This window comes from Streptomyces sp. SID5643 (assembly GCF_009872555.1).
Lineage (GTDB): Bacteria > Actinomycetota > Actinomycetes > Streptomycetales > Streptomycetaceae > Streptomyces > Streptomyces iakyrus.
This window is the reverse complement of record NZ_WWIC01000330.1, coordinates 1-7021: the sequence shown is the minus strand read 5'-3', so window position 1 is coordinate 7021 and position 7021 is coordinate 1. Positions and strand designations below refer to the sequence as shown.

Below are 7021 nucleotides of genomic sequence, written 5' to 3'. Positions count from 1 at the left end.
CGCCGGGCTGCCGGTCATGCTGACCGCTACGCCGGGCTGCCGGTCATGCTGACCGCCGCGCCGGGCTGCCGGTCATGCTGACCGCTACGCCGGGCCGCCGGTCACGCCGAACGCCCGCCGGCACTGCGTGAGGAGCTCCCGCACCGCGGGGCTCCGCCCGCTCCGCCAGACCAGGGCGAGCAGCGCCGGTGTCCGGACGTCGTCGATGGTGCGGACGACGACCCCCTCGCCCCGGCCCGCGGCCATCGACTCGCTGAGGACGGCGACGCCGAGCCCGCGGGCCGCGAGGTCCACGACGGCGTCCGCGGCGCCGGCCTGCAACGCGATCCGGGGCCGCAGGTCCCGCGCGGCGCAGGCCCCGTCGAAGACGGTCCGCAGGCCGGTCCCCGGAGGCATGCAGACGATCGGATGGGCGGCGACGTCCCTCAGCACCACCCGCCTCCGCGACGCCAGGGGATGACCGTCCGGAACCACCACGACGAGCCGCTCGCTGATGATCGTCAGGGCCTCCAGCCCTGCGGGGGCGGCGGCCGTCCCGACGAGGGCCACGTCGACCGTGCCGAGGCGGGCCGCCTCGACGAGCCGGTCCGAGTTGTCCTCCAGCAGGGAGATCTCCACCCCCGGATGGGCGCGGTGGAACGCGGCGAGGGCGTCGAAGAGGGGCGTGACGGTGCAGCCGATGACCATGCCGACCACGAGCGTCCCCCGGATCAGGCCGGTCACCTCACCCACCGCCTGGCCGACGGCCCCGGCCGCGTTGAGCGTCGCCCGGGCGTGGTCGAGCGCCGCCCTGCCCGCGTCGGTGAGCGTCACGGTGCGCGCGGTCCGGTCGAAGAGCTCGGCGCCGAGCTCCCGCTCCAACTGGCGGATCTGGGCGCTGACTCCGGACTGGCTGATGTGCACCCGCTCGGCGGCCCGGGTGAAGTTCCGCTCCTCGGCGACCGCGACGAAGTACTCCAGCTGCCTCAGTTCCATGACTGCTGATTCTAGTTCCCATCAGATCCATCCGTTGGACTTCTGATCACCCCCAAGTGAGGCTGGAGGTACCGAGGAAGCCCGATCTCAGGAGGACCCCGTGCCGGAGTACGAGAAGGCCATGCGCCCCGAGGACATCACCCGCCTGTTCGTCGAACGCTCCAACGCCGGCGACGCGGCCGGAGTCGCCGCTCTGTACGCCGAGGACGCGGTCCTGGCCTACCCGCCCGGCCGGCGCACGGTGGGCCGCGAAGCGATCCGCACCCTCTGGGAGAAGGTCCTGGCCGACCGCCCCCGCTTCGAACCGGAAGAGCCCCTGCCGACCCTGGTCCACGGCGACATCGCCCTCACCTCCACCCCGCCGAAGGACGGGGCGGGGGCCCGGGCGCAGGTGGTCCGCAGGCAGGCGGACGGAAGCTGGCTGCGGGTGCTGGACCAGCCGGAGTTCGTCCCGCCGGCCCGTTGACCCGACACCGCAGGTGCGGGACACGACAGCGCCCCCGCCCGCCATCGGCATCGATGACGGGCGGGGGCACGGACAGCGGGCCGGGCGGGACGTGAAGCGTCAGCCGCCGGTCACCTCAGTGACCCTCCAGCGCTGGTTGGAGCCGGAGTTCGGCTGCCAGACGCCCACAGAGGCGCCGTCGTTGGTGGACTGGCCCCCGACGTCCGGGAGTTGACCGGTGGCCGCGTTCACGAGCGTCCAGGTGCCGTCGCCGGTCGTGGACGCGATCCACTGCGCGGCGGCGTCGCGCCGGCCCTCGTCGGGTTCGGCGACCAGGGCGCCGTCACGGACGGCCAGGCGCTTGTCCGCGCCGGTCTCGGTGAGGACGTAGCGCTTGCGGTTGTCCTCACCGCGGATCTGCTCGACCCGCCACTGCTGACCGCTGGGGTCGGACGCGTTCGGGGTCTTGATGACCAGACCCGTGCCGTTGCCGGCGATGGTGAGGTCCTTGCCGCTCTGGACGCCGGTCAGGCGGTAGGTGTGACCCTTGCGCAGCTCGGCCGCGTCCTTCGCGACGCCGGAGACTCCCTTGACGAGGAAGGACGTCACCGACTGGGCGGGCACCGTGAGGGTGGCCTGCCGGCCGGACACGCGGACCGGCTTCTGCTTCTCCAGCTTGCCGTCGGCGCTGGTCACGACCGGGGTGACCGTGGCGCGGGAGGAGACCCGGCCGAACTTCGACAGGTCGAGCGTGACCTCGCGCGCCTCGGTTCCGCTGTTGACGTGGACGACGGTCGCCGCGTCGCCCTTGCGGGAGACGGACGCGGTGCTGGACGTGTCGTTCGTCTTGATCAGCCGGTCGCCGGGCTTGATGAAGTGCGTGAAGTTGCGGGCCGTGTCGAACTTGGTGTTGGTGTAGATCGGGCAGGACTTCAGGGTGTCCTTCGAGGTGCAGCTGAACGGGAGCTGGATCTCACCCCAGTTGCCGCCCTTGGCGGACTCGCCGCCCGGCTTCATGTTGTCGTAGTCCTCGACGGGCTGCCAGAACACCCAGGCCTTGGGCTCCAGTTCACGCAGGTCGTCGACGATGCGCTGGGCGAGGCCCAGGCCCGGGCGCATGTCCGTGAAGCTCTGGCCGTCGCCCCAGTCGCCCTCGACCTCGCTCATCCACAGCGGCTTGTCGGCGGCCTTGGCCAGGTCGCGGACGGTGGTGCGCTGGCCGGTGCCGTAGGTGTGGACGTTCATCTGGGCGACGAGGTCGCGGACCTCCTGGGGGTAGGAGTTCCAGTTCGTCGCGAAGGTGCCGGGGTTGGTCTCGTCCATCGCGGATATCTCCGCCTTCGAACGGGACTTGTCCAGGACCGGGGCCAGCGCGCGGAGCACCTTCTGCTGGAGCTCGGGCCCGATGTGGGCGCCCTCCTGGCGTCCGCCGGTCGGCTCGCCGTCCGGGCCGAGCCTGGTGCCCCAGTAGTCGGTGTTCGGCTCGTTGAAGGGGTCGAGGGTGTCGACCTTGATGCCGTGCGCCTTCTCGAGACGCTCGGTCGCGCCCACCAGGTACTTGGCGAAGTCCTCGACCGACTCCGGCTTCAGCTGGTCCTTGCCCGCGTCGAAGTTGCCGGAGACGTAGCCGCTCACGGTCATGAACCAGGGCGGGGAGTTGCTGAAGGTCTCCCAGTGGGTGATGTCCTTCTTGATGCGGTCGACCCACCAGCGCTGCGTCTTGTCGGCGTTCTTGTTCCAGTCCGCGGGGTCGTCCGCGTCCCACCAGTCGACGTCCTCGCGGGTGGTGCCCGCCGGGGCCTTCCACCAGCCCTCGACGGCGCCGCCGGCCCGCAGGTAGTCCTTGACGTCGGGGGCGTTGCCGCCGCCGATGTTGTAGCGGGCGATGTTCAGGTTGAGACCGTCGTCGCCGAAGAGGAGCTTGTAGAGCTTCTCGCGGACCGCGGGCGGGTAGTCGCCGGTGGCGTTGGCGAACCAGACCAGGCTGGTGCCCCAGCCCTCGAACTTCTCTCCCGCGTAGGAGGGGTCGGGCCGGACGGTGACGCCGGCGGCCGCCGCCTGGGCCGGCTCGGCGTGCGCGGCGGGCAGGGTCGTCGTGGCCAGGAGGGTTCCGGTCGCCACGGCGGTGACGCCGATGGCCCCGAGGAGCCTTCTCTTACGGGTGCGGTGTGCCATCTCGAGTACTCCAGCTCGTGCGACCGGTGCGGGGCTTCTGGTGCGGTTCGGTGCTTTCTCGTACGATTTCGACTAGGCAATGTTTACGTAAACATCCACTGGCGGGATGTCTACACTGTCCGAATCTCAGGGGTCAAGGACTCGTTCCGGACCGAAAATTGCGCCGGGTGTGCGGCGAGGGGAACGAGGGGCAGGGTGGGCACCGTGGGCGGGGAGAGCGAACCGGGGGGCGCGAGCCGTACGAGAAGGCGTGCGGCCCGGCCCCGCCAGGGCGCGTCCATGGCGGACGTCGCCCGGCTCGCCGGGGTCTCCTCCCAGACCGTCTCCCGCGTGTCGAACGGCTTCCCGGGCGTCACCGAGGACACCCGTGCGCAGGTCCTGGCCGCCATGCGGGAGCTGGGCTACCGCCCCAACAGCGCGGCCCGGGCGCTGCGCCGGGGCGAGTTCCGCACCCTCGGTGTGATCACCTTCTCCCTGTCCACCATGGGCAACATCCGCACCCTGGAGGCCATCGCCACCTCCGCCGCCGAGCACGGGTACGCCGTCACCCTGCTGCCGGTGGCCGTCCCGACCCAGGACGAGGTGAACGGCGCCTTCTCCCGGCTGGGCGAGCTCGCCGTCGACGCCGTCATCGTCATCATGGAGATCCACCTGCTCGACGCGGCGACGGTCTCCCTGCCGCCCGGTGTGCAGGTCGTGGTGGCCGATTCCGACGCCGGTGACCGCTACACCGTCGTCGACACCGACCAGGCGGGCGGCGCCCGGGACGCCGTACGGCACCTGCTGGACCTCGGCCACGACACGGTGTGGCATCTGGCCGGTCCCGAGGGCTCCTTCGCCGCCCAGCGCCGCGCCAACGCCTGGCGCAGCACCCTCACCGGGGCGGGCCGCACCCCGCCGCCCCTGGTCCGCGGCGACTGGTCGGCCGCCTCCGGCTACCGGGCGGGCCTGCTCCTCGCCGACGAGCCCGAGTGCACGGCGGTCTTCGCGGCCAACGACCAGATGGCCCTGGGCCTGCTCCGCGCCCTGCACGAACGCGGGCGCCGCGTCCCCGGCGACATCAGCGTCGTCGGCTTCGACGACATCCCCGAGTCCGCGTCCTTCCTCCCGCCGCTCACCACCATCCACCAGGACTTCGCCGAGGTGGGGCGGCTGTGCGTGGAGGGGGTGCTCAGCAAGATGCGGCAGGACGGGGTGGACCACGGGACGACGACGCTGGTGCCGACGCGGCTGGTGCGACGGGCGAGTACGGCGGCGCCACCGCCCGGACGGTGAGGCGACGACACCCAGCCGGGGTCGGCGGTGAGCACCGCCCTCAGCCTTCGGCGGCGGTCAAGGCGCCGTCTTGGCGAACACGGCCGCCGTGTCGGCGTGCGCTCCAGCCACCCCGCACGCAACCCCCGGGGTGGCGTGGCCGTCCTGCTGGGGCCCAGGCTCGCCCCGGCGAGGGAGGGGTGCGGACAGGCTGGTCGCCGACCAGGTGCGGGTGCCCAACGGCATCACCGGCATCGGGGCCGGTCCCAGGACCGGCCCCGGCCACGCCGCGGCCCCGGACGGCTCCCCGCTCCTGTCGTCGAACGGGGAGGGCATGGTGCGCTGCGGCCGGCGCCGAGCCCCGTAGGACCCGGCGGCCGGTTCAGCGGCGGCGGCCCCGGGACGGCCTGCTCCGCCGCCCGTTCGAGGCGGCACCCGTGCGCGCCGCGGGCTTCTCGGCGGGCGGCGGGGTGAGGACGACGGGCACGCCCGAGGGCTCCTGCGCCCCGGTGATGCGGCTCAGTTCGTCCTCGTCGGAGCGGACCCGGGTGATCTGCGGGGTGATCCCGGCGTCGGACATCAGCCGGGTCATCTCGCGCCGCTGGTGGGGCAGGACCAGCGTGACGACGGTGCCGGACTCGCCGGCCCGCGCGGTACGGCCGCCGCGGTGCAGGTAGTCCTTGTGGTCGCCGGGCGGGTCCACGTTGACGACGAGGTCGAGGTTGTCGACGTGGATGCCGCGGGCGGCGACGTTGGTGGCCACCAGGACCGAGACCTGGCCGTCCTTGAAGCGGGCCAGGGTCTTGGTCCGCTGCGACTGGGACTTGCCGCCGTGCAGGGCCATGGCGCGCACCCCGACGGCCAGCAGCTTCTTGGCGAGCCGGTCGGCGGCGTGCTTGGTGTCCAGGAACATGATCACGCGTCCGTCGCGGGCGGCGATCCGGGTCGTGGTGGCGTGCTTGTCGTCGTCCTCCACGTGCAGCAGGTGGTGCTCCATCGTGGTGACGGCGCCCGCGGACGGGTCGACGGAGTGGACCACGGGGTCGTGCAGGTAGGTGCGGACCAGCCGGTCGACGTTGCGGTCCAGGGTGGCCGAGAACAGCATCCGCTGCCCGCCGGGCCGCACCTGGTCGAGCAGCGCGGTGACCTGCGGCATGAAGCCCATGTCGGTCATCTGGTCGGCCTCGTCGAGGACCGTGATGCCCACGTGGTCCAGTCGGCAGTCACCCCGGTCTATGAGGTCCTTGAGCCGGCCGGGCGTGGCGACGACGACCTCGGCGCCGGTGCGCAGCGCGTTCGCCTGCCGGCCGATCGGCAGGCCGCCGACCACCGTGGCGAGCCGCAGCCGCAGCGCGCGGGCGAACGGGGTGAGGGCGTCGGTGACCTGCTGGGCCAGCTCACGGGTGGGCACCAGGACGAGAGCCAGGGGCTGCCGGGTCTCGGCCCGCTGCCCGTCGACGCGGGCCAGCAGAGCGAGCCCGAAGGCGAGGGTCTTGCCCGAGCCGGTGCGGCCGCGGCCGAGGACGTCCCGGCCGGCCAGCGAGTTGGGCAGCGTCGCCGCCTGGATCGGGAACGGCGCGGTCAGGCCCTCGGCGCGCAGCGCGGCCTTGAGCCGCTCGGGCAGGTCGAGGTCGTCGAACGCCTCGACGGCGGGCAGCGCCGGGGTGACGGTGGCGGGCGGTGCGAACTCCTGGCTGGGAGCGGGACGGCGCCCTCCGCGTCCGCCGCCCGCGGAGCGGCCGGCGTTGCCGGCGCCGCCGGACTTGCGGGGCCGGTGCCCGTTGCCGCGGGAATGGGGAGAGCCGTTGTTCTTACGAGCGGTGCGGTCCATGCGGAACCTTCCTCGATGCGGCACGCGTCGAGGAATGCGCGGCGGCGCCGAAGGGCCGCTGGATTCGCAAGAGTTGAGCCGGAGAAGTGCAAAACGAGCCGGGGCCCGCACCGCGAGGGTGCGGGCCCCGGTTCAGGGCGTTCGCGTACGCGTCAGGCGGGAACGATGTTCTCGGCCTGCGGGCCCTTCTGGCCCTGCGTGACGTCGAAGGTGACCTTCTGGCCTTCCTGGAGCTCACGGAAGCCAGAGGTGGCGATGTTCGAGTAGTGGGCGAAGACGTCCGGGCCGCCACCCTCCTGCTCGATGAAGCCGAAGCCCTTTTCCGAGTTGAACCACTTCAC

At 72.6% G+C, this 7021-nt stretch carries 6 protein-coding genes; 2 read left to right on the top strand and 4 right to left on the bottom strand.

The window, feature by feature from the left end; genetic code table 11:
- Positions 1–84: 84 nt before the first annotated feature.
- The gene (locus GTY56_RS35010; protein ID WP_161369311.1) at positions 85–975 is read right to left on the bottom strand and encodes a LysR family transcriptional regulator; all 891 of its coding nucleotides are present in this window, start codon (positions 973–975) and stop codon (positions 85–87) included.
- A gap of 100 nt (positions 976–1075) precedes the next feature.
- Here GTY56_RS35010 and GTY56_RS35005 point away from each other — a divergent pair, with 100 nt between their 5' ends.
- A complete protein-coding gene (locus tag GTY56_RS35005; protein ID WP_161369310.1) occupies positions 1076–1441 on the top strand; it encodes an SgcJ/EcaC family oxidoreductase in 366 nt (121 codons plus the stop codon).
- 99 nt (positions 1442–1540) lie between these two features.
- Here the strand turns inward: GTY56_RS35005 and GTY56_RS35000 are convergent, their stop codons facing one another.
- Complete coding sequence (locus GTY56_RS35000; RefSeq protein ID WP_161369309.1) at positions 1541–3595, bottom strand: RICIN domain-containing protein; 2055 nt, start codon at positions 3593–3595, stop codon at positions 1541–1543.
- A 279-nt stretch (positions 3596–3874) separates the two neighbouring features.
- On the opposite strand from GTY56_RS35000, the gene GTY56_RS34995 reads away from it, so the two are divergent.
- On the top strand, positions 3875–4870 hold the full coding sequence (locus tag GTY56_RS34995) for a LacI family DNA-binding transcriptional regulator (protein WP_161369308.1): 996 nt from the start codon (positions 3875–3877) through the stop codon (positions 4868–4870).
- Between the two features lie 361 nt (positions 4871–5231).
- On the opposite strand, the gene GTY56_RS34990 is transcribed toward GTY56_RS34995, so the two are convergent.
- Together GTY56_RS34990 and GTY56_RS34985 are read right to left on the bottom strand one after the other, a co-directional pair.
- The gene (locus GTY56_RS34990; RefSeq protein WP_161369307.1) at positions 5232–6680 is read right to left on the bottom strand and encodes a DEAD/DEAH box helicase; all 1449 of its coding nucleotides are present in this window, start codon (positions 6678–6680) and stop codon (positions 5232–5234) included.
- Between the two features lie 152 nt (positions 6681–6832).
- On the bottom strand, positions 6833–7021 hold a 189-nt coding region (locus GTY56_RS34985; protein ID WP_202511148.1), incomplete at its 5' end, for a cold-shock protein.

Bases quoted from the DNA above. Each gene is read 5' to 3' on its own strand.
- GTY56_RS35010 (WP_161369311.1), bottom strand. From the start codon at position 975: ATGGAACTGAGGCAGCTGGAGTACTTCGTCGCGGTCGCCGAGGAGCGG.
- GTY56_RS34995 (WP_161369308.1), top strand. From the start codon at position 3,875: ATGGCGGACGTCGCCCGGCTCGCCGGGGTCTCCTCCCAGACCGTCTCC.
- GTY56_RS35000 (WP_161369309.1), bottom strand. From the start codon at position 3,595: ATGGCACACCGCACCCGTAAGAGAAGGCTCCTCGGGGCCATCGGCGTC.
- GTY56_RS34990 (WP_161369307.1), bottom strand. From the start codon at position 6,680: ATGGACCGCACCGCTCGTAAGAACAACGGCTCTCCCCATTCCCGCGGC.